The sequence below is a fragment of the Methylobacterium gnaphalii genome (assembly GCF_007992215.1).
Taxonomy (GTDB): domain Bacteria; phylum Pseudomonadota; class Alphaproteobacteria; order Rhizobiales; family Beijerinckiaceae; genus Methylobacterium; species Methylobacterium gnaphalii.
This window is the reverse complement of record NZ_BJZV01000008.1, coordinates 100329-123782: the sequence shown is the minus strand read 5'-3', so window position 1 is coordinate 123782 and position 23454 is coordinate 100329. Positions and strand designations below refer to the sequence as shown.

The window sequence follows — 23454 nt, the reverse complement described above, 5'->3', positions numbered from 1 at the left end:
CCCAGGAACGCGGGATCCACGACCGGGCTGGATGTCAGGCCGGTACCGCGCATCACGTCATTCCGGGTTCTGCTACCCGACCCCGGAATGACGTGATCGAGGACGAAACGATCAGGCCAAGTTGACCTTCCCTGTCTCCGTCTTCGGGCTCTCGCCGGTCAGCGAGGCTTTTACGAAGCCGTAGAGGTGGACCATCTTGCTGTTCGGGCTGTCCCAGTACTCGCCGTGCTCGGGATGCACGCGGATCAACGCCACCTCCGGATCGTCCTTGCCGTTGGGAAACCAGGTTTTCAGCGCCGACGACCACTTCTGGTCGATGATGGCCTGGTCGGTCACGATCTCGGCCTTGCCCGCGATCGAAACGTAGTTCTGGCTCGACGGGTCGGCGAAGGCGAGGTTGATCTGGTTGTCGCGGCTGATCTCGGCGGTCTTCGGCGAATGCAGCTTGGTGAAGAACCAAAGATCGCCGTTCTCGTCGGCATCGTTGTTCCACATCGGCCGGCTGTTCAGGGTGCCGTCCGGGTCGGCGGTGGTCATCATCGCGACCTTGACGTCCTTGATCAGCTCGAAAAGCTTCTTCGCGCCCTCGTGGTTGCGATGGTTGCCCTGATGCATGCAGTTCTCCAAGCGTTCGATTATCGCTGGCGGGTGGCCAGCCGAGACATACCCTCGACAACGGCCACGCCTCTGGTTGGTTCAGGCGAAGCCGAGCGGAGGGCCCATGCGGATCTCGGATGTCGCAGCGATTCTCTTGAGCGTAGGCTGGCGCTGCCTGGGGCGCCCGAGGCCCGTTCAGCCATGGCGCAGGAACGGGCGAACACCATGTCGCGCACGGGCGTTATCACAACGGACTAATTGAGCAGGCGAGATGCCTGCCGGAACCACGCGCCTGCCGCCGTGTCTGCGACGGCTTTTACCGGCGCGGTGGGGGTTCAGCGGTGCGCGAGCCGATGAAGCGATGCAATCTCGTCGCCATTCTGCCCTCGCGCAGATGCTGAGGCCGCCCCCGGTTTCGGACTGGCGTTCCGTGCGTTCGCGGTTACATGGGCTGTTGTATTCACTGCGCTGACGATGGCGGCCGCCGACTGGCCGCGAGGAGCTGACCTTGGCGATCACCCGTGACGACGTGATCCAGGCCCTGTCGACCGTCGCGGTCGATGGCGGCGGCACCAGTTTGCCAGGCTCCGGCCGGCTCTCTCAGGTCGTCGTCGATCCGATGGGCCGCGTGATGTTCTCGATCCAGATCGACCCGAGCGAGGCGGAGCGCTTCGAGCGCGTGCGCCGCGAGGCGGAGGGGCGCATCCGCGCCATGCCCGGCGTGTCGAGCGTCTTCGCGAGCCTCACCTCGGAGCGGGGTCCCAGTACGCCTGCGCCCCAACAGCCGAGGCCGCCTGGTCCCGGCGCGCCACCAAGCCCCCCTAGGGCGGGACCGGCTTTGCCGGGCGTCAAGCACATCGTAGCGGTCGCCTCAGGCAAGGGTGGCGTTGGAAAATCGACGACGGCCTGCAATCTCGCTCTGGCGCTGCATGCGCAGGGATTGAAGGTTGGCCTGCTCGATGCCGACATCTACGGGCCCTCGGTGCCCAAGCTGTTCGGGATCGGGGGCAAGCCGCGCGTGATCGAGGGCAAGGTGCTCGAGCCGATGCAGGGCTACGGCATCAAGGTGATGTCGATCGGTTTCCTGATCGATGCCGATTCCGCGATGATCTGGCGCGGCCCGATGGTCCAGTCCGCGATCACGCAGATGCTGCGGGACGTGGCCTGGGGCGACCTCGACATCCTCGTCGTCGATATGCCGCCGGGCACCGGCGACGCACAGCTCACCATGGCGCAGGCGACGCCGCTTTCCGGCGCCGTCATCGTCTCGACACCGCAGGATCTCGCGCTGATCGACGCCCGACGCGCCGTGAGCATGTTCAGGAAAGTCTCGGTGCCAATCCTCGGCGTGATCGAGAATATGGCGACTTTCATCTGCCCGCATTGCGGCGAGAGATCCGACATTTTCGGCCATGGCGGAGCGCGGACGGAAGCGGCGCGGCTCGAGGTGCCGTTCCTGGGCGAGGTGCCGCTGACCATGGTGATCCGCGAGACTTCAGATTCTGGTCGTCCCGTTGTCGCGACGGATCCGGAGGGCCCCCAGTCCAAGGTCTATCGCGAGATCGCACAAACGCTTTGGATGAACCTCAGCGGTTCGCCGGCCAGCCGCGCGGCGCCGCGCATCGTCATCGAGTAGCGCCCCGTCCCATGGCGCCGCCGACCCTCGGGCTTATCCTGGCCGGCGGCCTCGCCCGCCGCATGGGCGGCGGGGACAAGACATTGTTGCGCCTCAACGGCCGGACCCTGCTCGACCGCGTCGTCGAGCGCCTGAAGCCGCAATGCGGCGCCGGGCTCGTGCTCAGCGCCAACGGCGATCCAGGGCGCTTTGCCGGGTTCGATGGCCCCGTCCTGCCCGACGGCATCCCCGGCAATCCGGGCCCGCTCGCCGGCATCCTCGCCGCGCTCGATTTCGCGGGGGATCACCATGACCGCCATCGCACTTCCAACACATACGCTCATCCCGAGCTGCGAAGTGAAGCTGAGCCTCCCAGGAGGTCTCCAGGGATCACGGACACATCCGAGGCCCGCCTTCGAGGCCCGCTAATGCGGGCATCCAGGGCTGAGGAAGAGTGTGGGATGAGCCACGTCGTCAGCGTGTCGGGCGATGCGCCCTTTATCCCGCGCGATCTCGTCGAGCGCCTGCACGCAGCTCTGGACGCAGGCGATCCACGGATCGCGCTCGCGGCCTCGGAGAAGCAGCACTACACGGTTGCGCTCTGGCCCGTCGCGCTGCGGCACGACCTGCGCGCCGCTTTGGTAGAGCGCGACGAGCGCCGCGTCGGTGCTTTCATCGCGCGGCACGGCGCGGTTGTGGTGCCCTGGCCCGCCGCACCGTTCGACCCATTCCTCAACATCAACGAACCGGCCGATCTTGCGGCAGCAGAAGCGGTCCTGGCCGATCCTGGAAAGGCTGCCCTGCTGCGATAGCGTTCCAGCAAGGCGGGCCCGACCGTGATTTGGCTCACCTGGTCTTGCGTCGTGACAGCACGGATGCACTGACGCGCCAGCAGAAATTCGCTCATGGCTATGGCGCTCGGCTGCAACGCGTATAGAACGCGCCGACAACCCCCGATCGCCATCAGCACGCCGGTATCGGGCCGGACACGGATTCCGCATGATCAACTCTCCCCTCATGACCGTCATGGTCGACGCCGTCCGAAAGGCCGCCCGCGGCCTCAAGCGCGATTTCGGCGAGGTCGAGAACCTGCAGGTCTCGCGTAAGGGGCCCGGCAACTTCGTCTCCGCCGCCGACCGCAAGGCCGAGGACGTGCTGCGCGAGGCTCTGATGAAGGCGCGGCCCGGCTACGGGCTGGTGCTCGAAGAGAACGGGGTGATCGAGGGAACCGACAAAAGCCACACCTGGCACATCGACCCGCTCGACGGCACTACGAACTTCCTGCACGGCATTCCGCATTTCGCGATCTCGGTCGGGCTGGAGCGCGATGGCATGATCGTCGCCGGCGTGATCTACGACCCGATCAAGGACGAGCTGTTCGTCGCCGAGCGCGGCAAGGGCGCCTACCTCAACAACCGGCGCCTGCGCGTCTCCGGCCGGCAGGAGCTCGCCGACGCCCTCGTCGCCTACGGGTCGCCCTATCTCGGCCGCGGCGATCAGCCTCGACTGCTCAAGGAGGTCGCGGCCGTGATGCAGGTCACCGGCGGCGCTCGACGCTTCGGCTCTGCCGCCCTCGACCTCGCCTACGTCGCCTGCGGCCGCAACGATTTCTACTGGGAGCGGGACATCCAGTCCTGGGACATCGCGGCCGGCATCATCCTCGTGCGCGAAGCCGGCGGCTTCGTCACCAACGCCGATGGCGGGGCAGAACCCCTGGCGGCCAAGACTGCCGCCAAGTCAGTGGCGGCCGGCAACGAGGCGTTGCATGGTGAACTGATCGCGATCCTGCGCAAGGCGAACGCGGCCTGATCGGGCACGTCACGCCAACTCGCCGGGGCTCCCGCAGCGAGAACCCCCGAATGACGCTGGCGGGGTGCTAGCCCCATCGTGCCAGGCCACCTCTGGCTCCACGGCACGGCTTCTGCTCTAAGCTCCGCCACGGACTAGGATAACAAGGCCCGCCGCATGGACTCCCGCAAGCACAGCGCTCTCAAGGACTCGATCCGGTCGATTCCGGACTACCCGAAACCCGGCATCATCTTCCGCGATATCACGACCCTGCTGAGTGATCCGCGCGCCTTCCGGCGTGCCGTGGATTCCCTGGTGCATCCTTTCGCGGGCGGTCAGGTGGATCAGGTCGCGGGTATCGAGGCGCGCGGCTTCATCCTCGGCGGCGCGGTGGCGCACCAGCTCTCGTCGGGCTTCGTGCCGATCCGCAAGAAGGGCAAGCTGCCTCACAAGACCGTGTCACTGGAATATGCGCTCGAATACGGCACCGATCACATCGAGATCCATGTCGACGCGATCAGACCGGGCGACCGCGTGCTGCTCGTCGACGACCTGATCGCCACAGGCGGCACCGCGACGGCGGCTGTGAACCTGCTGCGCCAGCTCGGCGCGGAGGTCGTAGCCGCCTGTTTCGTGATCGACCTGCCCGAGATCGGTGGCGCCCAGAAGCTGCGCGACCTCGGCGTTCCCGTTCGGACATTGGTGGAATTCGAGGGGCACTGAGAACCGGCCCCTGCCAGCCGTCATTCCCGGGCCACGAAGCGGAACCCGGAATGCCGAAGACGAACCGGCCTAAGCCGCCAAGCTCTCGAACAGCCCGCGACCGTCGACGCCACCGATCAGGCCTTCGACGAAGTTCTCAGGATGGGGCATCATCCCGAGCACATTGAGTTTTTCCGAGTAGATCCCGGCGATGGAATTCAGCGAGCCGTTGCGGTTCGCATCCTCGGTCAGCTCACCGGCCGCGTTCGCGTAGCGGAAGGCCACGCGGCCATCGCCTTCGAGCCGCGCGATGGTCTCGGGGTCGGCGAAGTAGTTGCCCTCCCCATGCGCCACGCAGACGTCGATGACCTGGCCCTTCTTATAGGCCGTGGTGAAGCGCGTATCGGCCCGCTCCACGCGCAGCATCTGGCGGTGGCAGATGAAGCGGCGGTTGATGTTGCGCATCAGCACGCCGGGCAGCAGGCCCGACTCGCACAGGATCTGGAAGCCGTTACAGATGCCGAGCACCAGGCCGCCGCGCGCCGCATGCGCCCGCACGGCATCCATGGCCGCCGCACGGCCGGCAATGGCGCCACAGCGCAGGTAGTCCCCATAGGAGAAGCCGCCGGGCAGCACGGCGAGATCGGTGCCGGCAGGCAGCTCGGTATCGGCATGCCAGACCTTCACGACTTCGGCGCCGGCCAGCGTGAGGGCCCGCGCTACGTCGGCGTCGCGGTTGGAGCCGGGGAAAACGACGATGGCCGCGCGCATCAGGCGATCTCGATCGCGTAGTTTTCGATGACGGTGTTCGCCAGGAGTTTTTCGCACGCAGCCTTCAGCGTGGTCTCGGCCTGGGCCCGGTCGCTGGCTTCGATCTCGACATCGAAGACCTTGCCCTGGCGGACACTGCCGACATCCCCGATGCCGAAGGATTGGAGCGCCGCCTCGATGGCCTTGCCCTGCGGATCCAGGACGCCGGTCTTCAGGGTGACGACGATGCGGGCCTTGATCATCGGAGACTTTCGTAGGCGGAGCTTCAGGGGCGCAATCGCGTCCGTTTTGTCAGCATGCGGATAGGACGAAGCGGACGAATTCGCAAACTCGAGATGTGCGGCTCGGGCAATCGATGGGAGAGCACGAGCGCTACTGCTGTGGACGAGCGAGTTGATGCGAGGTCGATGTGGAGCGATCGTATCAGATCGCCTATATGACCATCTACATGGTCAGGAGCATGTTGTGGAACTCGTCAATCTGGCAGATGCCAAGGCTCATTTGAGCGAACTTGTTGATCGGGTCGAGGCAGGCGCATCGATCAACATCACGCGGCGTGGCAAGCCAGTCGCGCGGCTAACCAGCTTATCGATGCCTCGCAAGCCGATCGATGTTGCGATGCTGCGATCGCTGACGGCGACCATGTCTCCTCAGACCGAAAGCGCCGCGGACCTCGTGCGGTCGATGCGGGATGGCGACCGCTACTGATGCTCTACCTCGACACGTCGCTGATCGTGGCCGCACTGTCGAATGAGGCGATGACGCTACGTGTCCACGAATGGCTGTCTGAGCGAGCCTCGGAGCAACTCGCCGTCAGCGACTGGACGATCACGGAGACGTCCTCCGCCTTGTCGATCAAGCTGAGGACGGGCCATATTACCTTGGACCAGCGGGCCGCAGCCCTGTCGGCATTCAACAAGCTGATCGCCGAAAGTTTGACGGTGCTGGCGGTGTACGGAGCCCAATTCAGAGCAGCGGCGAAATTCGTCGATCAGCACACCCTCGGGCCTCGCGCCGGCGATGCACTCCACCTCGCAGTCGCGTCGGAGCATGGCGCCACGATCTGCACGCTCGATCAAAAGCTGGCCGAGGCAGGTCCTTTCGTCGGTGTGCCGGCTTTGAAGGTCGAGCCTTAGCGCCCTCCGCTCACTCCCACTCGATCGTCCCAGGCGGCTTCGACGTAATATCGTAGGTCACCCGGTTGATGCCCTTCACCTCGTTGATGATGCGCGTCGCCACGCGGCCGAGGAAGGCCATGTCGAAGGGGTAGAAATCCGCGGTCATGCCGTCGATCGAGGTGACAGCGCGCAGCGCGCAGACGTGGTCGTAGGTGCGGCCGTCGCCCATCACGCCCACCGTCTTCACCGGCAGGATCACCGCGAAGGCCTGCCAGATCGTGTCGTAGAGCCCGGCCTGGCGGATCTCGTCGAGGTAGATCGCGTCGGCCTTGCGCAGGGCCTCGAGCTTCTCGCGGGTGATCACGCCGGGGCAGCGGATGGCGAGGCCCGGGCCTGGGAAGGGATGGCGGCCGACGAAGCTCTCGGGCAGGCCAAGCTCCTTGCCCAGCAGGCGCACCTCGTCCTTGAACAGCTCGCGCAGAGGCTCGACGAGCTTCATGTTCATGCGCTCAGGCAGGCCACCGACATTGTGGTGGCTCTTGATCGTCACCGAGGGGCCGCCGGAGAACGAGACGCTCTCGATCACGTCCGGGTAGAGCGTGCCCTGCGCGAGGAAGGCCGCGCCGCCGATCTTCTTGGCCTCTTCCTCGAACACGTCGATGAACAGCCGGCCGATCGTCTTGCGCTTCACCTCGGGGTCGTCGACGCCTTCGAGTGCGCTGATGAACAGGTCCTGCGCCTGAACGTGCACGAGCGGGATGTTGTAGTGGTCGCGGAACAGCCGGACGACCTCGTCGCCCTCGCCGAGCCGCATCAGGCCGTGATCGACGAAGACGCAGGTGAGCTGGTCGCCGATCGCCTCGTGGATCAGCACGGCCGCCACCGAGGAATCGACGCCGCCGGACAGGCCGCAGATCACCTTCTCGGTGCCGACCTGCTCGCGGATCTTGGCGATCGCCTCCTCGCGGTACGCACCCATGGTCCAGTCGCCAGAGCAGCCGGCGATGTCGCGCACGAAGTTGCGGATCAGTAGGGCGCCGTGCGGGGTGTGGTGCACCTCCGGGTGGAATTGCACCGCGTAATAGCGGCGCGACTCGTCGGCGACGGCAGCGAAGGGTGCGTTCTTCGACAGCGCAATGGTGACGAAGCCGTCGGGCAGCTTGGTCACGCGGTCGCCGTGGCTCATCCAAACCGGATATTTCTCGCCGACATGCCAGACGCCGTGGAAGAGCGGCGAGTCGGCGAGAATCTCGACCTCGGCCCGGCCGAACTCGGCATGGTGGCCACCCTCGACCTCGCCACCGAGCTGCGCCGCCATGGTCTGCTGGCCATAGCAGATGCCGAGCACGGGGATGCCGGCGTCGAAAATCTTTTGCGGGGCGCGGGGCGAGAGGTCCGAGGTCACCGATTCCGGGCCGCCGGAGAGGATGACGCCCTTGGGCCGATGCTCGTCGAAAGCAGCGTCGGCTTTCGTGAAGGGCACGATCTCGCAATACACGCCCTCTTCGCGCACGCGGCGGGCGATGAGCTGCGTCACCTGGGAGCCGAAATCGACGATCAGGATCTTGTCGTGCTGGGAGGTGTCGAGCAGGGGAGTCATGCGGCCTCGGGCGTGTCGTCGCCCGAGTTAGACGACGGCTCCCGGCCGCGCAACGCGTTGGGCCGCAAGGCCCGCATGCGACCCGGAGTGTGACAGCGCACCTCCCGGCTGCGGGCCTCAGCTCAGCCCATGCCCGCACGGCCCTCGTTCTCGAAAAGGTGAACGCGGTCGGCGCCCGAGCCCTGGCTGACTCGGCGCTGAAGGGCGTACAGGCCAGCCGTCGTCAGAAAGCCGTTCCGGCCTCTCCGACACAGAGACGAAATCGAGACGCGCACCATGCTGGCATCGAAACGAAACCTCGGGCTGTCGATCGCCCTCGCGATCAACCTTGTCCTCGGCGGCGGCGCGGTTCAGGCCGCGTCGAGCGATCCGGCGACGGCCGCATACGGCCCGGAACTCCAGGGCTTCGACTACCCGTTCCCGGTCGAGCGCTACGAGTTCACGTCCCAGCGCCAGCCGCTGCAGATGGCCTATCTCGATGTCCGCCCCGACCACCCCAATGGGCAGACTGCGGTTCTGCTCCACGGCAAGAATTTCTGCGCCGCGACCTGGGAAAGCCAGATCCGCGCCCTGTCCGGCGCCGGCTACCGCGTCGTCGCGCCTGACCAGATCGGATTCTGCAAGTCGAGCAAGCCGGCCGCCTACCAGTTCAGCTTCCGTCAGCTCGCCGAGAATACCCACGCCCTACTCGGGAAGCTCGGCGTTCAGAACCCGATCGTGATCGGTCACTCGACCGGCGGCATGCTCGCTGCCCATTACGCCCTGCTCTACCCGAAGGAGACTGCACAGCTCGTGCTGGTCAACCCAATCGGCCTCGAGGATTGGAGCGCGAAGGGGGTGCCGCCGATCTCGCTGGCGCAATGGCTCGAGCGCGACCTGAAGACCTCGGCGGACTCGATCCGCAACTACGAGAAGGCGACCTACTACGCCGGCCACTGGGAGGAGCGTTACGAGCCCTGGGTGCAGATGCTTGCCGGCCTGTATCGCGGGCCTGGCAAGGAGCAGGTCGCCTGGAATTCGGCGCTGCTCTACGACATGATCATGACCCAGCCCGTGGTCTACCGCCTGCCCCAGATCACGGTGCCGACGCTGCTGATGATCGGCCAGAAGGACATCACGGCGATCGGCAAGGACTTGGCGCCGGCCGACGTGAAGCCGACGCTCGGCCACTACCCCGAACTCGGCAAGGCGACGGCCAAGGCCATTCCTGGATCGCGGCTGGTCGAGTTCCCGGAACTCGGCCACGCGCCGCAGATGTCCGACCCCGAGACCTTCAACAGGGCCCTGATCGAGGGAATTGCGAAGCGGTAACCCGATACGATGTGTGGCCGGACGCGGCGCAAGACCGCCGCGTCCGCGCTGCTGCACGGCGTTTCGAGACCCCACGGTCACAGCTTCGCTGCGCTCGCGATGACGGTGGGCGAGATCAGCGAACATCCGAACCGCTCCGCCGCGTGTCAGGATGAGGGACTTGATGTTACGGCGATGAGCAGGCGCGTCTCGGCAATCGGATCATCCGCGCGCATCACTCCGCCCATCACCGCGACTCCAGCCGCGCCGGCCTCGCGGCAGAGCCGAGCCTGTTCCGCTCCGATGCCGCCGAGGGCGATGACCGGAAGGCCGAGACCTGCCGCTTCGCGCAAAGCGGCGAGGCCGAGGCTTGGGCCGTAGCCGGGCTTGCTCGCCGTCGCAAAGATCGGGCTGAGAGTGACGTAGTCGGCTCCGGCCTCCACTGCCGTCCGGATGTCGGCGAGGCTGTGGGCGGAGAGGCCGACGAGTGCGCCGGGATTCAGGCGCTGGCGGGCCTGGACGACAATGTCAGCGACGCCCGTTCCCGGCTGCTTGGTCGCCTGAGGTCCAGCCCCATCATTGCGAGCAAAGCGAAGCAATCCAGCCGCGTCGGCTAAGCGCTGCGGCTCGCTGGACAGTTTCGCTTCGCTCGCGATGACGGAGCCGGCAAAAACCGAACCGCTCAGGTGCACGCCATCCGCGCCGATTTCGGCGGCAAGGCCGACGTCACCGCCGATCGTCAGGCGGCCTCCCACTTTGCGGACCAGCCGCAATAGCGCAGTGGCCAGGGCGCGTCGCGCCTCCGGTTCCAGATCCTTGTCACGAAACCAGATCCAGCGGGCGCCCCCCTCCAACACCGCGCTCACCGTCTCCGTCAGCGGCCGGCCTGCGCCATGCCGATCGGTGACGACGAGAAGCGGCGACGGGATCACGAGCCGACGAGGCCGAGCTGCGGGCTGGACGGTTCGGCGCGGCCCCGGCGCGGGATGCGTCCTGCCAGATGGGCGAGACGGCCGGCCTCGACCGCGTGTCGCATGGCGGCGGCCATGCGGACCGGGTCGTCGGCCTTGGCGACGGCCGTGTTGATCAGGCAGGCTGCGGCGCCGAGCTCCATGGCGATGACGGCATCCGAGGCCGTGCCGATGCCGGCATCGACGATCACCGGCACCTTCGCCCGGCGGCAGATCAGCTCGATATTGGCCGGGTTGGCGACACCCATGCCGGAGCCGATCAGCGAGCCCATCGGCATCACCGCGGCGCAACCCATATCGGCGAGGCGCTCGCAGATGACGGGATCGTCGTTGCAATAGGGCAGCACGGTGAAGCCGTCGTCGATCAGGTGGCGGCAGGCGTCCATCAGCTCGGTGACGTCCGGATAGAGCGTCTCGCGGTCACCGATCACCTCGACCTTGATCCAGGTGGTGTCGAGCGCCTCGCGGGCGAGCTCGGCGGTCATGATCGCGTCGCGGGCGGTCTCGCAGCCGGCGGTGTTGGGCAGAAAGCGCTTGCCCTTGAGCTTCTGAAACGTGTCCGAGCCGTGGCCCTGCAGCGAGACGCGGCGGATCGAGGCGGTGACGACCTCGGCGCCCGAGGCGCGCACCGACTCGGCCATGATGCCCTGGGTCGGATAGCCGGCCGTGCCGATGAACAGGCGCGAGGAGAGTTTGACGCCGGCGATCTCAAGGAGGTCGTCGCCGGTTTGCGCGGTGAGCGTAGTGTCGTGATGGGTCATGGCGAAAGGCCCTGTGTGTCTCGTTCAGCCGCCCTGCATGGCGCGGACGATCTCGATGCGATCGCCCTCGCTCAATGGGGTGCCGGCCCAATCCTTCCTGCGGACGACGCGCCCGTTCAGCGCGATGGCGATGCCCTCGGACGGCAGTTCGCGCTCCTCCGCCTCAATGGCGAAGAGCGCGGCGACATCGGCCGCCTCATGGTCCCAGGGCTCGCCGTTGACGATCAGCCTCATGCCCGTGCTCTCTGCTGCTGGTCCTGTATGCCTTGCGCGAACCGGCCGAGGCCGAAGCCGCGCGCGTAATCCGGCAGGCTGCCCCGCTCCACCAACTCGGCCACCGCGTAGGCCGTCGAGGGGGCGAGCAGGTAGCCGTTGCGGTGATGGCCGGTGGCGACGATGACGCCGTTCGGCAGGACATCGATGATTGGGGCATCGTCGTCCGAAGTCGGGCGATAGCCGCTCCAGACCGCATCGACCTCCATCTCCTCGACCCCCGGCAGCACCCGGCGTGCCCCTTCGAGGAGCGCGAACAGCCCACCGGCGGTGACGCCCTCGCGAAACCCGCAATCCTCCACCGTCGCACCGACGATCAGCGTACCGTCCGCCTTCGGAGCCATGTGGATCTGCTCGGTCCAGACCATGCTAGAGAGCGTGCCGGTCCTCCGCGTGGTCTTCAGCGCCAGGGACTGCCCCTTGATTGGCCGAACAGGAACAATGTTGGAATCGGGCAGCAAACCGCCCTCCCCGCTCCAGGCTCCGGTGGCGAGGATGATCGTACCGGCGCGCAACTCGCCCCGGCCGGTCAGAACAGGATCGAGAACATGATCCGCGTGTTGGCTGGACCTGCCGATGCCTTCGACCCGCGTCTGCTCGATGATACGCACTCCGGCACGCTCACAAGCATGCACCAGCGCCTGCATCACGAGCCGGGGATCGACCTGCGCATCGAGCGGGCAATGGATGCCGGCCGTTACATTTGGCCTCAGCAGCGGCTCGCGTGCCCGCACCTCCGGACCGGAGATCCACTGTGCTGCAACGCCTGCACGGCATTGTAAGTCATAGCGAAATCGCAGCCGCTCGACCTCATCGCGGCCGATCGCGAGTACCAGCGTGCCTCCCTCGCGATAATCGATGTCAATGCCTGCATCTCTCTGCAATTCATCGCGAAATCCCGGCCAGCGGCGCAGGCTGTCGAGGGCCAGCGGCAGCAGCAGGTCGGAGCCCGGCTCGTGCTCGGCCGCTGGTGCCAGCATGCCCGTCGCAGCGAGGCTCGCCCCAGCGCCAACGCTCTCGCGCTCGATCACGGTGACCGAGCGTCCAGTCTTGGCCAGCCGCCAGGCGATCGAGAGGCCGATCAGGCCGCCGCCAACCACGGCAACGTCACAACGCTCTGGCAGGGCAGCGGAATTCGTCCGCGGAGCGATGCCGCGGCGCAGGCCGATCGGGGACGTCAGGACAGCCGACACGAGGCCTCCACGGTTGCCCGTAAGGATCGATGCCGCGCTTCTCGTGAAGCTGAGTGAGCGTGCTGGGAACGCCCGCGGTCCAATCCCTACGCCGGTATGAACCGGATCAGGTTCGAAGGATTTCCGCGCTGCCCGATGGCGATAGCGGTGTCTCAGCCCCTTGTCGGGGATCTCCCTGGAACACCCCTGATGTGGGCCGAGACGGGCGCGCGGTCAATCCCCGCTGCGATCCCAACAATTGGCGAGGTGTGGCAAATCCTTTGCTCACCGCCCTGCGCGATCAGGAGGCCATTCGCGCGGTACGGCGTTGGGCAGCGATCTTTTCTTCATGCGCCGCGGCTAACCCCTACAACCGTGCACTAGCAGGCACGGTGCAGGGAGGGGCGGATCGTGGCTAGCCTGACCAGATGGGTGTTGTGTGCAGCTGCGCTCTGCCTGCTCATCGCCGGTCGGCACATCTTCACGAAGGGAGCAGCCGGCACCGCTTCGGACTCGCATGCCATGCCGACGGCCATGTCCGTATCCGTCCCCTCTTCCGGCGCCATCGCACTCCACGCCGATCGCAGCGGCCATTTCCTGACCACCGCCCTCGTCAATGGGCGCACCCTCTCGATGCTGGTCGATACCGGCGCGACGAACTGCGCCTTCCGCGAGGAAGAAGCCGAGAGTCTCGGCATCCGCCTTAGCCCCAATGACTTTACGCAGATGGTTGGTACGGCCAACGGCACCGTCCGCGTCGCTCCAATCCGCATACGCCTATTACAGATCGGGCCAGTCGCGGTGCGCGATGTCGAGGCCGTGGTGGTGCCGCGAGGACGGCTGAACGCGAACCTGCTCGGCATGTCGTTTCTGTCGCGACTACGAGAGTTCAACGTGGCGGGCACGCGGATCACCTTGCGGGGGTAGGCGACGGCTCACCTGCAAAGCCGGCGCGATGCGAGCCGAACGTGTTCGGCGGAGAACGCTAAGCGTAGGTCGAGGAACACCGTTGCAACCCTGAGGTTACGCCGGATGTCAGGCAACCCTGGACGGGAGGTGCCGGTGACAATCCCCGCTTCCTAGGAGCTCCCATGCACCGTCGTGATATCCTAACTAGCATGCTTACCGCCACAGCAGCGCTCGCCGTGACACGCACGGCCATCGCTCAGCCGACCCCAGCCGGCGTGGTGCCGACACCCGTCTATCTGAGCATGGCAACCAAGGGCGGCCTGTTTCTCGAGAACACAGCGCGCGATGCCTACGGGAAGACGGCTAATCCGCGTCTGAAGGCGTTCACGCGCGCCGAGGTCAACGAGCAGGTCAACCTGTCTGGCAAGATCGCGGCTTATACCGGCAACGCTCCGGTGCCAGATGTAGCAGCTGGCCCCGGCGGCCTGATCGGCGCCCCGCTCGCGTTGGCGACGGGCGTGGCGGGCGCCGCCATAGGAACCGCTGGTGCTGTGCTCGGCGGTCCGGCTCAGGCGCGGGCCATGACGTCGGATGGTCAGAAGGCGCAGATCCTTTCGCAGCTCACCGCGCAGCCGGGCGGCCCCGAATATGACGCCGCCTTTGTCAATGCCTCGCTGCAAGGGCATCTCGAAGCGCGCCAGATCCACGGAAGCTACGCGCAAAGCGGCGAAGATCCGGGGCTGCGCCGTATCGCGCGAGGCGCACTTCCACTGATCGACAAGCACATCGCGATCCTTTCGCGGATGCAAGGTCGGGATGGTCAGCGCGCGGGGTAACGCCTGCGGCGGCCGGGTGCGCAACCCGGCCGATCCGCGCTCGAACTGCCTGATGTCGCGGGGCTCATGACGGCAGCGGAGAAGGCCTCAGTCCCCGGACTGCGCCGCCACTAGCATCGCGGCTGCCGCCGCGGTTTCCGATGGATGAGCCACATGCTTGCAGGAGCCGGCCGACGGTGAGCGGCCCGGACGATAGACCTCCATCGGCTCCGGGAAGCCGTCGAGGCCATGCTTGCCGAGCGAAACGGGATCGCCCCAGAGGAAGTCGACGAATGGCTTCGACATCAGCAGCGGCTCGCCTAGCGTCCGGTTGAGACGTGCCAAACGGCTGGCGAGGTTCACGTCCCGGCCTATCACGGTGAAGTCGAGCCGGGTGCCGGAGCCGACATTGCCGTAGGCCGCCTCGCCGTGATGAAGCGCGATGCCGGCAGCGACGGGCTTGTCGCCGAATCGGCCGACGGCATTAGCCTCGGCGAGCGCTGAGAGCGAGGCGAGCGCCGCCATGAGTGCGCCTTTCGCGGCACCGCCGAGGTCGTCACCAGGCTCGCGGAAGATCGCGAGCAGGCCGTCGCCAAGATATTTCAGCACTTCGCCGCCTTCCCGCTCAATGGCGGGCACTAAGCAATCGAAGAAGTGATTGAGGAGCTCGACGGATTTCTCGGGCGTCAGGTCGGCGGAGAGGCGAGTATAGTCCCGCATATCAGCGAATAGGATGGCTGAGCGAATGCGCTTGACCTGCCCCCTGCGGATGTCACCCGCAAGGATGGCTCGGTGCGGCTCGTCGCCGACATAGATGCGCAACACCTGATCGAGCTGCTTGTTGACGATGCGCATCTCCATCACCGCGGCGAGCGCCGGCATGATGAAGCGCAGGATCGCGATGTCTTCGTCCGCAAAACCTCTCTTGGCGCGCGTGGCGAAGGTTATGCCGTTATGAGTGCCGTTGGTGAAGAAGACCGGCACGACAACGTAGCTCGTGTATCCCTCGGCCTTGAGCTCCGGGATGATCGAGAACAGGTCGTCCGGGGTATCGTCGAGATCGAGGATCAGCCACTCGCCGCTCTGGTGAACGGCGTAGAATGGGCTCTCCCGATAGGCCGCGTCCGAGACTTCACCGTGCGGAAACAGCCTGACGGTGGTTCCGGCGTCGCGCGTCCAGACCCGTCCAACCCCCGAATATTCCGAGTGCAGCGTGTCGATCGCCGTCGATGCACGATCAATCGGCACCCCAACATCGATCAGGCGCTGGGCCAGCCCCGCCAGGAGATCGCTCGCGTTCTTCAGCCGAGCGCCCTCGCCAAGCAGCCAATCGCGAATGCCGACACTCGGCTGGATCGCGCCGAAGGGCACGTCCTGCGCCTCGGAGCCGTCGGCGAAAGCGGTGGGTGCTAGCTCTTTGGGCGTCGTCGTGGTGGCGTCCTCGTGGAGCATATGGCCAAGGTGGTTACGCTGCGTGGCAAAGCAAGGTTTACCGACGGAGCGAAGTAAGGTTCTAAGGGGTGCGGCCCATTCGGGATCGATTACGCCACACGCCTCGATGGTCAGTCAGCATAGACCGGAACGGCACGCACTTCGAACGTAACTTCGCTCGAACGTTTGACGAAGTTACGCCCTTAAAATCATGGGCATCAGCGCTCTGCGTGGTTTTCCCCTCCGCGAAAGGTGTGCGCAAGCCATCGGCTGGAAACATTTCGTAACATTTCCTTACGCCGGACTGAGGCGCAAGCCCTATGCGGAATTCGAGGGGTCCAAAGGATCGGTATCAGCCGGCCGCCCTTCATGACGACTTTGGGGCTTCACCGATGCTGAATTCCGTCCTCCGTCTCACCGCCTTTGCTCTTCTCCTCGCGCCAAGTCTCGCCATGGCTCAAGCCAAGCAAGACTTCACCATCGTCAATAAGACCGGCTATCAGATCGACGAAGTCTATGTCGGCCCGGTCAGTAGCTCCAAATGGGGCAAGGACGTGATGGGCAAGGACGCGATCGGTGATGGCGAAAGTGCCGAGATCAACTTCGAGGGCGGCGGCGGCTGCAAGTGGGATATCCGGGTTGTCTACAATGACGGCGACGCCTCGGAATTCCGTGAGGTTAATCTCTGCAACATCAGTCAGGTGACCCTGTTCTGGAACCGGAAGACTGGCACGACACGTTTCGTGGCCGAATAAACCTCGAAACGGCAACGCCCGCTCCTGCTGGGCAGAAACGGGCGTTGCCGAGTTGGTTTTGGTTTCCTCAGTTGTCGAGGAAGCTCCGAAGCTTCCGGCTTCGGCTCGGATGCTTGAGCTTGCGCAGGGCCTTCGCTTCGATCTGACGGATGCGCTCGCGGGTCACCGAGAATTGCTGGCCGACTTCTTCCAAGGTGTGGTCGGTGTTCATGCCGATGCCGAAACGCATGCGCAGCACGCGTTCTTCGCGTGGCGTGAGTGAAGCGAGGACGCGCGTCGTGGTCTCGCGCAGGTTCGACTGGATCGCCGCGTCGATCGGCAGAACGACGTTCTTGTCTTCGATGAAGTCGCCGAGATGAGAGTCCTCCTCGTCGCCGATCGGCGTCTCGAGAGAGATCGGCTCCTTGGCGATCTTGAGGACCTTACGGACCTTCTCCAACGGCATGGCCAGCTTCTCGGCCAGCTCCTCCGGGGTCGGCTCGCGGCCGATCTCGTGCAGCATCTGGCGCGAGGTGCGGACGATCTTGTTGATCGTCTCGATCATGTGCACCGGGATACGGATGGTGCGGGCCTGATCGGCGATCGAGCGAGTGATCGCCTGGCGAATCCACCAGGTGGCGTAGGTCGAGAACTTATAGCCGCGGCGGTACTCGAACTTATCGACCGCCTTCATCAGGCCGATATTGCCCTCCTGGATCAGGTCCAGGAACTGCAGGCCGCGGTTGGTGTACTTCTTGGCAATCGAGATCACGAGCCGGAGGTTCGCCTCGATCATCTCCTTCTTGGCCTGACGGGCTTCGCGCTCGCCCTTCTGGACCATGTTGACGATCTTGCGGTACTCGCCGATCTGCAGGCCCGTCTCGGAGGCGAGCGTCAGGATCTGCTCGCGCAGGTCCGCGACCTGCCGGCCGCCTTTCTCGACGAAGTTTTTCCAGCCCTTGCCGCCGAGGGCGCCGACGCGCTCCATCCAGTTCGGGTCGAGCTCCCAGCCCTGGTAGTGGCGCAGGAACTCATCGCGGGCTACGCCGTGGTTCTCGGCGGCGCGCATCAGGCGGCCCTCATGCGAGATCAGGCGCTTGTTGATGTCGTAAAGCTGCTCGACCAGCGCCTCGATTCGGTTGGCGTTAAGCGAGAGCGACTTCACGTCGGTGACGACGATCTCCTTCAGCTCGCTCTGCTTCTTGTCCTGAGCCGTCGTTGAGCCCTCGCCCGTGGCTTGGCGGTCGTTCGCCTCGTTCTGGAGCTTGCGAAGCTTGCGGTAGTTGTTCGCGATTGCGTCGAAGGTCTCGAGAACGCGCGGCTTGATCTCGGCTTCCATCGCGGCAAGCGAGACGTTGTTCTCCATATCGTCTTCGTCGTCGCCACCCTCGGGCGGCGTCGGACCATCTTCGCTCTCGGCCTCGTCAGGCTCTTCGCCCTCGCCCACCTGCGGCGCCGTCTTGGCGTCCGGGCCGGCATAGGTGGCTTCGAGATCGATGATGTCGCGGAGCAACACCTTTCCGTCGATGAGTTCGTCGCGCCAGATGATGATGGCCTGGAAGGTCAGCGGGCTTTCGCAGAGACCCGCGATCATCGCCTCGCGGCCGGCCTCGATGCGCTTGGCAATCGCGATCTCGCCCTCGCGAGACAGCAGCTCCACCGAGCCCATCTCGCGCAGGTACATTCGCACGGGATCGTCCGTGCGGTCGGTCGGCTCCTTGGTGGTGGTCGTGACGGCGACGGCGCGCGTCGGCCCGGCCTCGGCGACCTCGCCACCCTCGGAGGTTTCCTCTTCTTCGGAAGCTTCGCCGTTGGGCTTTTTCTCGGAGGTGCTCTCCTCGGTCTCCTCGCTCTCGATGACGCGAATGCCCATGTCGTCGAGCTGGGCCAGGACGTCCTCGATCTGATCGCCGTCGACCTGACCGTCCGGCAGAACCTCATTGACCTCTTCATAGGTCACATAGCCGCGCTTCTTCGCGAGCTTGACCATGCGCTTGACGGCAGCATCGGTCAGATCGAGCAGAGGACCATCCGTCTGCTGCTCTTGAGCGACGTCGGTGTCGTCCCGCTCGGTTGCCTTCGTTGCCATGCTCAGCCTATGTTTTCGTGGCGGCCGCACCGGATGCGAGCGCTCGCATGGCCCGGTTGAAAGCCGCAATTCGGATGCCGGTCGTCACCGGCCGATGAACTCGGTCTACGCATGCCTGCTTGACCGACCGTTAACCATGCGCAGCGATTTGCATCGCGCGTCACAGCGTTAGATGTCGTCCGTCTCCGGATCCTCCGCGTCGGCATCCGCGCTGGCGATTACCGCCAATCTTTCCTTGACGTCACATAGCCAAGCGAAATTGGCCTCGGATGGTTCGTCGACAAGGGCACGTTCCGCTTGGCGGAGTTCGCTATTTAGCGTTCCAGCCTTGCGGTGCAAGATCACGGCTTGACGGAGAGTCGTTTCCAGGCGTGCAGGATCCGCATGCGGGTCGAGCGCCCAACGGTCTCCGGGCCTCACCAGAGCCATGAGACGCGCCGACGCCTCCGTGAGCCCCGCGCGCTCCAGCCGGGCCGCCATGACCTCCGAATCGGATGCTGCCCCCTCGGCGACGTGGTCGAGCAGGGCCGAGCGGAGGGCCTGCGCGTCGGGATTGTCGAGGTCGAGCTGCGAGAGGTCTTCCTCCTCAATCGCCAACAATTCGGTGTGGACGATCAGGCTTGAGATGATCATCGCCTCGCGCTCCTGAAAGGCGCCGCCCTGCGGGGGCGGCGTTGCACTCGACAGGAGCGGGCTGAATTTGAAATCGATCCGCGGCGATGGCGGCGGATCTCCCGGACGCGCGCGCCGGCGCATCGGCTCGCCATTCTGTCGCCCAGGCTGGATGGCGCCTCGGTAGTCACCGCGCGCGTTTCGCGCGCCAGATATCTCGCGCAGACGATTCTCGATATCGTCTCGGTAGAAGCGGCGAACGGTCTCGTCGCGGATACCCGCGACCGCCTCGCGCAGGGTGCGGGCGAGCCCGGCCCTTCGCTCGGGCGTATCAAGCGGCCCCGCTTCGGTCTCGCGCGCCCACAAGACTTCGACGAGAGGCCGTGCACCTTCCAGCACGGCATCGATCGCGCCGGCTCCGCCGGAACGCAAAAGGTCGTCGGGGTCCTGGCCCTGCGGCAGCATTGCGAAGCGAAGCGACTTGCCCGGCTCCAGCATCGGCAGCGCCACGTCGAGCGCCCGAAAGGCTGCCTTCTGGCCGGCCTTGTCGCCATCGAAGCACAGGATCGGCTCGTCTCCATGGCGCCAGAGGAGGCCGAGCTGGTCCTCGGTGAGCGCCGTGCCGAGAGAGGCGACCGTCTCGGCATGACCGGCGAGTGTCATCGCAATGACGTCGATATAGCCTTCGACCGCGATGATTGTGCCGCGGTCATGGGCTGCCTTTCGCGCGGCATGCAGGTTGTAGAGCATCCTGCCCTTGTGAAAGAGCGGCGTCTCCGGCGAGTTCAGGTACTTGGCCTTGACCTCCGCTTGCATGGCGCGGCCGCCGAACGCGACAACGCGACCGCGGACATCGGCGATCGGAAACATCACCCGGTCGCGGAACTTGTCGTACGGGACCGCGACGGTCTCGCTGGTGGTTAGCAGGCCGAGTTCGAGCATCAGCGCCTTATCGACACCCTTGCCGGCGAGATAGTCGCGCAGAGCGTAGCGGTCGCCGGTCGCGTAGCCGAGGCGGAATTGGCGGCGCACGCCCTCTCCCAGCGCCCGGCGATCGAGATAGTCGCGGGCCTGCGAGCCTCGTGGCCCCCTGAGTTGCTCCTCGAAATAGACGGCGGCGAGTTCCATCACTTCGAGCGCGCCCTTGCGCTGCTCCTCCGCGCGCTCGTTCTCGGCCGAAGGCTTCGGCAGAACCACGCCCGCTTCATTCGCGAGGCGCTCGACAGCCTCGGGGAAGCTCAGGCCTTCCGTCTCCATCAGGAACCGGAAGACATCCCCGTGCTTGCCGGAGGAGAAGCAGTGATAGAACTGCTTCTGATCGTTGACGTAGAAGGACGGCGTCTTCTCGGAGTTGAACGGCGACAGCCCGCGCCACTCGCGCCCGGCCTTCTTCAGCCGCACGCGCCTGCCGACCACGTCGGAAGCCGGAATTCGCGCACGAATCTCTTCGAGGATGTGTGGCGGGTAACGCAACGGGTCCGGTCGCGGATGTCGGCGGGATCAATGGATCGGAGAGTGTACCGCATCGACCCCGGTAGAGTCTCAACGCTCTAGTACCATCTCGTCGCTCGGACGCGCGCCATCGGCAGCAGATCGCGGCCCGAGCTTAGCCATCCACAGCCTCTCCACAGGGATCCGATCTTATCGAGGTCTGCCAGCCTGTGTATGGCGGCCGACCCGGGCGAACCCAGAGTAACCACCGAACGATTTGTTAATGGGCCGCTGTAAGCGTCGCGCCTTCCGTACCCCGGACGCTTACCATGACCGACAACCGCCGATTGGAACCGCGCAAGAACGCGTTTCTGTTCGGCTCGATCTATCTCGATGAGCGGCCGTTGCAGCTCGACTGCCTCGTCTGGGATGAGTCTCAATGTGGCGCGATGATCGAGGTCTCCGAGCCTGGGCAGATCCCGGACCGCTTCAACCTCGCCATCGGGCCGCACAGACGTCCGCGCATCTGCACCGTCGTGCGTCGCGATGGGCGCCGGCTCGCCGTGGTGTTCGAGCATGGCTTAGGTCCAGCATCCGCATAACGCACCACGGATGCCGGCTGAGGTTGGTTGGGTCACGCCTTGATCGGCGCGCCATTACTTGCCGGCGAGCGTCTCCTTCACGAAGCCGCTGGCCTTCCCGAAATCCATCCGGCCGGCATACTTGGCCTTCAGCGCCGCGATGACCTTGCCCATGTCCTTCGGCTCGGCAGCGCCCGTCTCGGCGATGGCAGCCTGGATGGCCGCGCGGGTCTCTGCCTCGTCCATCTGTTGCGGCAGAAAGCTCGCGATGATCGCGACCTCGGAGCGCTCGGACGCTGCGAGTTCGGGACGGCCGCCCTGCTCGTAGACGCCAGCAGCCTCGTTACGCTGCTTGATCATCTTCTGCAGCAGCGCGAGAATTTCGGCCTCGTCGATCTGACCAGTGCCGGAGCCCGAGACGCGCGCCTCGATGTCCTTGTCCTTGAGGGCGGCCTGAATCATGCGGACGGTCGAGAGCTTGTCCTTCTCGCCGGCCTTCATGGCAGCCTTCATCTCGGCGGTGAGGCGCTCGCGCAGCATGGTAGGTTCCTGACGGCTCGTTCTTCCAAGCGGCGCTGCCTATACGGTCCGACGCTCCTCCGCCAGCATGTCTGTCGGCCAAGCGTCTTCGGGCGGGCTGCCACAACTCATCATTTGTGCGCGATAAAGAGCCCCATACCCTGCAACGTTGCCCCGGCGCGACCGGATCGCTATGTGCAACGTAATCGCTCGCCGCATGCGTGCGCCCTGTGCGCGCCGGAATGCGGCTGAGAGCCATCCGGATCAGATCGATGCTCCAAGACGCCGCCGCTTCTGCGCGCCCCGCACCCGAGCCCTGGAGCGAGCCCCTCGCTACGGCGCTGCTCGTGCTTGCCGACGGAACGATTCTCGAAGGCTTTGGAATCGGCCACCAGGGCGTCGCCGACGGCGAGGTCTGCTTCAACACGGCAATGACGGGCTACCAGGAAATTCTGACCGACCCGTCCTATGCCGGCCAGATCGTCACCTTCACCTTCCCGCATATCGGCAATGTCGGCACGAACGACGAAGACCTCGAGAGCCTCGACGCGGCTCCGGCCTCGGGCGTGCGCGGGGCGGTCATTGCGTCCGCCGTCACGCGGCCGTCGAGCTGGCGTTCCTCGTCGCATCTCGATGGCTGGCTCAAGGCCCGCGGCATTGTCGGCATCACAGGGATCGACACCCGCGCGCTGACCGCGCTGATCCGCGACCGCGGCATGCCGAACGCAGTGATCGCCAACGATCCGCAGGGCCGGTTCGACCGCGAGGCGCTGAAGGCGCGCGCCGCGGCGCTTGCCCCGATGGAGGGTCTCGATCTCGTGCCTCCGGTCACCAGCCGCGAGCGCACGACCTGGGGCGAGACCACCTGGACGGTAAAGGCCGGTTATGGCAGCCGGCCGGCCGGTGACGGTTACCGCGTCGTCGCGATCGATTACGGCGTGAAGCGCAACATTCTGCGCCTGCTGGCTCAGGCTGGCTGTGACGTCACCGTGGTACCCGCGACCACGCCCGCCGCCGACATCCTGGCGCTCAAACCCGATGGCGTATTTCTCTCAAATGGTCCCGGCGACCCGGCCGCGACCGGCACCTACGCTGTCCCGGTCATCCAGGAGTTGCTGGAGAAGCGCGTGCCGACATTCGGCATCTGCCTCGGCCACCAGCTCATGGGCTTGGCGCTCGGCGGCCGTACCGTGAAGATGGGCCAGGGCCATCACGGCGCGAACCATCCGGTGAAGGACCATACGACCGGCAAGGTCGAGATCGTGTCGATGAACCACGGCTTCGCGGTCGATCCGAAGAGTTTACCAGAGACAGCGGTCGAGACTCATGTCTCGCTTTTCGACGGCTCGAATTGCGGATTGTCGCTCACCGACCGCCCGGCCTTCTCAGTTCAGCACCATCCCGAAGCCTCCCCAGGCCCACGCGACAGCCACTACCTGTTCGAGCGCTTCGTCAGCCTGATGCGCGAGCATCGTACAGGGGCTGCCGGTCAGGCGAAGTGACCTTTCGGTTACCTGCCCGCCGCACGATGCGGCGGGTAGCTTAAGGGCATGGTCTCGGCACCGTCCGGCCATAAAAAATCCCAGCTTGAACGGCACTCGACCTTCATCGCAGCCGGCGTGCGGACCCTCGTGGCATCGCTCCCGGTGACTTTCGGATCGATGGGATTTTCCGG

General features: G+C 65.5%; 24 protein-coding genes and 1 riboswitch. Of the genes, 12 read left to right on the top strand and 12 right to left on the bottom strand.

The window, feature by feature from the left end; translation table 11 throughout:
* Positions 1 to 111: 111 nt before the first annotated feature.
* Positions 112 to 615 carry a pyridoxamine 5'-phosphate oxidase family protein gene (locus MGN01_RS09570; RefSeq protein ID WP_147046378.1) on the bottom strand — a complete coding sequence of 168 codons (504 nt, stop codon included), beginning with the start codon at positions 613 to 615 and terminating at the stop codon, positions 112 to 114.
* A gap of 490 nt (positions 616 to 1105) precedes the next feature.
* Between MGN01_RS09570 and MGN01_RS09565 the strand changes: the two genes are divergently transcribed.
* The 4 genes from MGN01_RS09565 (at position 1106) to MGN01_RS09550 (ending at position 4723) form a co-directional block, all read left to right on the top strand.
* Complete coding sequence (locus tag MGN01_RS09565) at positions 1106 to 2233, top strand: Mrp/NBP35 family ATP-binding protein (protein WP_147046377.1); 1128 nt, start codon at positions 1106 to 1108, stop codon at positions 2231 to 2233.
* A gap of 11 nt (positions 2234 to 2244) precedes the next feature.
* Positions 2245 to 3024, top strand: coding sequence for a molybdenum cofactor guanylyltransferase (gene mobA / locus MGN01_RS09560; protein ID WP_147046376.1), 780 nt, complete (start codon positions 2245 to 2247; stop codon positions 3022 to 3024).
* Between the two features lie 187 nt (positions 3025 to 3211).
* Positions 3212 to 4021, top strand: coding sequence for an inositol monophosphatase family protein (locus MGN01_RS09555; RefSeq protein ID WP_147046375.1), 810 nt, complete (start codon positions 3212 to 3214; stop codon positions 4019 to 4021).
* A 156-nt stretch (positions 4022 to 4177) separates the two neighbouring features.
* The gene (locus MGN01_RS09550) at positions 4178 to 4723 is read left to right on the top strand and encodes an adenine phosphoribosyltransferase (protein ID WP_147046374.1); all 546 of its coding nucleotides are present in this window, start codon (positions 4178 to 4180) and stop codon (positions 4721 to 4723) included.
* A gap of 69 nt (positions 4724 to 4792) precedes the next feature.
* Here MGN01_RS09550 and purQ read toward each other — a convergent pair whose 3' ends face one another.
* Positions 4793 to 5473, bottom strand: coding sequence for a phosphoribosylformylglycinamidine synthase subunit PurQ (gene purQ, locus MGN01_RS09545; protein ID WP_147046373.1), 681 nt, complete (start codon positions 5471 to 5473; stop codon positions 4793 to 4795).
* Positions 5473 to 5715 (bottom strand): phosphoribosylformylglycinamidine synthase subunit PurS, encoded by a 243-nt coding sequence (gene purS, locus MGN01_RS09540; protein WP_147046372.1) that lies wholly within the window; start codon positions 5713 to 5715, stop codon positions 5473 to 5475. The genes purQ and purS overlap by 1 nt, the downstream gene beginning before the upstream one ends.
* 223 nt (positions 5716 to 5938) lie before the next feature.
* Here purS and MGN01_RS09535 point away from each other — a divergent pair, with 223 nt between their 5' ends.
* Complete coding sequence (locus tag MGN01_RS09535; protein ID WP_147046371.1) at positions 5939 to 6181, top strand: type II toxin-antitoxin system Phd/YefM family antitoxin; 243 nt, start codon at positions 5939 to 5941, stop codon at positions 6179 to 6181.
* A complete protein-coding gene (locus tag MGN01_RS09530; protein WP_147046370.1) occupies positions 6181 to 6609 on the top strand; it encodes a type II toxin-antitoxin system VapC family toxin in 429 nt (142 codons plus the stop codon). The genes MGN01_RS09535 and MGN01_RS09530 overlap by 1 nt, the downstream gene beginning before the upstream one ends.
* A gap of 10 nt (positions 6610 to 6619) precedes the next feature.
* Here MGN01_RS09530 and guaA read toward each other — a convergent pair whose 3' ends face one another.
* Positions 6620 to 8191 carry a glutamine-hydrolyzing GMP synthase gene (gene guaA / locus MGN01_RS09525; RefSeq protein ID WP_147046369.1) on the bottom strand — a complete coding sequence of 524 codons (1572 nt, stop codon included), beginning with the start codon at positions 8189 to 8191 and terminating at the stop codon, positions 6620 to 6622.
* Between the two features lie 276 nt (positions 8192 to 8467).
* Here guaA and MGN01_RS09520 point away from each other — a divergent pair, with 276 nt between their 5' ends.
* On the top strand, positions 8468 to 9502 hold the full coding sequence (locus MGN01_RS09520) for an alpha/beta fold hydrolase (RefSeq protein WP_147046368.1): 1035 nt from the start codon (positions 8468 to 8470) through the stop codon (positions 9500 to 9502).
* A gap of 146 nt (positions 9503 to 9648) precedes the next feature.
* On the opposite strand, the gene MGN01_RS09515 is transcribed toward MGN01_RS09520, so the two are convergent.
* Genes MGN01_RS09515 through thiO form a run of 4 tightly spaced genes read right to left on the bottom strand, consistent with a single transcriptional unit; the run spans position 9649 to position 12679 of the window.
* The gene (locus tag MGN01_RS09515; RefSeq protein WP_373319213.1) at positions 9649 to 10413 is read right to left on the bottom strand and encodes a thiamine phosphate synthase; all 765 of its coding nucleotides are present in this window, start codon (positions 10411 to 10413) and stop codon (positions 9649 to 9651) included.
* Entirely contained in the window at positions 10410 to 11213 is an 804-nt protein-coding gene (locus MGN01_RS09510) for a thiazole synthase (RefSeq protein WP_147046367.1), read from the bottom strand. Before MGN01_RS09510 ends, MGN01_RS09515 begins: the two co-directional genes overlap by 4 nt.
* A gap of 24 nt (positions 11214 to 11237) precedes the next feature.
* Entirely contained in the window at positions 11238 to 11447 is a 210-nt protein-coding gene (thiS, locus tag MGN01_RS09505) for a sulfur carrier protein ThiS (protein WP_147046366.1), read from the bottom strand.
* Positions 11444 to 12679 (bottom strand): glycine oxidase ThiO, encoded by a 1236-nt coding sequence (gene thiO / locus MGN01_RS09500; protein ID WP_147046365.1) that lies wholly within the window; start codon positions 12677 to 12679, stop codon positions 11444 to 11446. Before thiO ends, thiS begins: the two co-directional genes overlap by 4 nt.
* Before the next feature lie 65 nt (positions 12680 to 12744).
* A riboswitch (TPP riboswitch) is annotated at positions 12745 to 12865 on the bottom strand.
* 204 nt (positions 12866 to 13069) lie between these two features.
* On the opposite strand from thiO, the gene MGN01_RS09495 reads away from it, so the two are divergent.
* Positions 13070 to 13585 carry a retropepsin-like aspartic protease family protein gene (locus tag MGN01_RS09495; protein WP_238258429.1) on the top strand — a complete coding sequence of 172 codons (516 nt, stop codon included), beginning with the start codon at positions 13070 to 13072 and terminating at the stop codon, positions 13583 to 13585.
* 164 nt (positions 13586 to 13749) lie between these two features.
* A complete protein-coding gene (locus MGN01_RS09490; RefSeq protein WP_147046364.1) occupies positions 13750 to 14403 on the top strand; it encodes a DUF4142 domain-containing protein in 654 nt (217 codons plus the stop codon).
* 87 nt (positions 14404 to 14490) lie between these two features.
* Here MGN01_RS09490 and MGN01_RS09485 read toward each other — a convergent pair whose 3' ends face one another.
* Entirely contained in the window at positions 14491 to 15834 is a 1344-nt protein-coding gene (locus MGN01_RS09485) for an adenylate/guanylate cyclase domain-containing protein (protein WP_147046363.1), read from the bottom strand.
* A 371-nt stretch (positions 15835 to 16205) separates the two neighbouring features.
* Here MGN01_RS09485 and MGN01_RS09480 point away from each other — a divergent pair, with 371 nt between their 5' ends.
* Positions 16206 to 16568 (top strand): hypothetical protein, encoded by a 363-nt coding sequence (locus tag MGN01_RS09480; protein WP_147046362.1) that lies wholly within the window; start codon positions 16206 to 16208, stop codon positions 16566 to 16568.
* Positions 16569 to 16635: 67 nt separating this feature from the next.
* Here the strand turns inward: MGN01_RS09480 and rpoD are convergent, their stop codons facing one another.
* Positions 16636 to 18636: an RNA polymerase sigma factor RpoD gene (gene rpoD, locus MGN01_RS09475; protein ID WP_147046361.1), complete on the bottom strand. Its 2001-nt coding sequence runs from the start codon at positions 18634 to 18636 to the stop codon at positions 16636 to 16638.
* 168 nt (positions 18637 to 18804) lie between these two features.
* Entirely contained in the window at positions 18805 to 20721 is a 1917-nt protein-coding gene (gene dnaG / locus MGN01_RS09470; protein WP_147046360.1) for a DNA primase, read from the bottom strand.
* A gap of 287 nt (positions 20722 to 21008) precedes the next feature.
* Between dnaG and MGN01_RS09465 the strand changes: the two genes are divergently transcribed.
* The gene (locus tag MGN01_RS09465; protein ID WP_147046359.1) at positions 21009 to 21281 is read left to right on the top strand and encodes a pilus assembly protein PilZ; all 273 of its coding nucleotides are present in this window, start codon (positions 21009 to 21011) and stop codon (positions 21279 to 21281) included.
* A 54-nt stretch (positions 21282 to 21335) separates the two neighbouring features.
* On the opposite strand, the gene MGN01_RS09460 is transcribed toward MGN01_RS09465, so the two are convergent.
* Positions 21336 to 21800, bottom strand: coding sequence for a GatB/YqeY domain-containing protein (locus MGN01_RS09460; protein WP_147046358.1), 465 nt, complete (start codon positions 21798 to 21800; stop codon positions 21336 to 21338).
* 251 nt (positions 21801 to 22051) lie between these two features.
* Between MGN01_RS09460 and carA the strand changes: the two genes are divergently transcribed.
* Positions 22052 to 23281: a glutamine-hydrolyzing carbamoyl-phosphate synthase small subunit gene (gene carA / locus MGN01_RS09455; RefSeq protein WP_147046357.1), complete on the top strand. Its 1230-nt coding sequence runs from the start codon at positions 22052 to 22054 to the stop codon at positions 23279 to 23281.
* Positions 23282 to 23454 lie beyond the last annotated feature (173 nt).